The sequence below is a fragment of the Bacillus sp. 5mfcol3.1 genome (assembly GCF_900114335.1).
Lineage (GTDB): Bacteria > Bacillota > Bacilli > Bacillales > Bacillaceae_G > Bacillus_A > Bacillus_A thuringiensis_S.
Window position 1 is genome coordinate 1 of the sequence record NZ_FOST01000065.1, and the last position, 1,212, is coordinate 1,212.

A 1,212-nucleotide genomic window follows, 5' to 3' on the forward strand; every position below is an offset into this window, starting at 1 on the left:
CTTGTAACATTAATCCCTAGAATATAATCCAGGTATTGCCTTGCTTTAGCGGATTGAGCAAGCCCGTCATAATCCGTTAATGGTTCTAATCGATTCAATGCTCCTTCTAATTCTGCTGCCTCAAAAGATGACTTGTATACACGAGATTGCTTTTTGTTTACCCCAGCGTACTCGTATACTTCCCTATAGATTAATTCTCCCTCTCGATCCGCATCACATATGTTTACCACGTGGTCAACATCATGACGCTGCAACAGTTTAACAAGCGTTTGTAGTTGTTCAGCATACTCTTGCTTTACTTTATAAACTGGCTGATAAATTAAGGGTAAATGCTCCAATTTAAATACTTTATACTTGGAATCCATCTCTTCCGGATGTTTTAACTCTAATAAATGCCCCCGACACCAACTAATAATGTAATTTTTATTTTCATAGTAGCCATAATACGGCATACTTCCCGAATACTTTTGAGAGTTTCTAAATCTAGGTGATTTTAATAATTCAACAGCTACCTTCTGTTTTTCAGCAATAAATAATGTTTTCCCCATACGTAATACCTCCTATTAATCTGCAATTTCAGTTTCACGCTTCCATTTCTTATTTCTCCGCTTTTTGATCATTCTGTGACCAAATAATAGCAACATGTTCAAAAAGACTGCTACAAGGAACATACAGCCCGCAAACAGCCATACATTCATGGCGTTCTCTCCTTTCGTTCTATAAATAAGAAAGAGGGCTTTTCCTTTTACCCTCTTTCATTTTTAGATATAAAAAAATCACTCTCCGCTATCTCAAATGAGTAACAAAAAATGATTTAATCTGGTATTCCTGCTATACAATTTTTCATCGTTCCATTTCCATTGTTTCTTTTTTTCTACCCGATTTCTTTGTAGACTTCGACTGATCTACATTACCAGGATCTATTTCCTTGTCTTTTTCTTTATCATTCGTTTGTTTTCCATTCAATGGCTGAAAATTTTTATTAAAATCCGTTTCCTTTGAAATTGTAGACTGATTCACCGTTATTCCTTCTTTTCCAAGCTTTTCATCCACCTGATTTTCTAATTTTACTACGTGTTGCTGGCTTACCAGCTCATTATCAATCGAAACATATTTCGTTGTATAATACCGCTCTTCAGCTTTTACACGAGTGACAATACTATCAATATTATCTGGTGTTTCTTCATATTGTGAACGTCTGTATGCTTCGAA

General features: G+C 35.3%; 2 protein-coding genes and 1 pseudogene. All 3 read right to left on the reverse strand.

The genetic code is table 11. The annotated features are described in order from the left end of the window. Window positions 1-548: toprim domain-containing protein (locus BM089_RS30460; protein ID WP_254791387.1), on the reverse strand; the 548-nt coding region annotated here is incomplete at its 3' end. A gap of 15 nt (window positions 549-563) precedes the next feature. Beyond that, window positions 564-698, reverse strand: a complete 135-nt coding sequence (locus BM089_RS31840) for a hypothetical protein (protein WP_276565357.1) — start codon at window positions 696-698, stop codon at window positions 564-566. A gap of 145 nt (window positions 699-843) precedes the next feature. Further along, window positions 844-1,212: pseudogene (locus BM089_RS30465) on the reverse strand (hypothetical protein); the annotation flags it as partial.

Coding starts and splice junctions, on each gene's coding strand:
- BM089_RS31840 (WP_276565357.1), bottom strand. CDS start 698: ATGAATGTATGGCTGTTTGCGGGCTGTATGTTCCTTGTAGCAGTCTTT.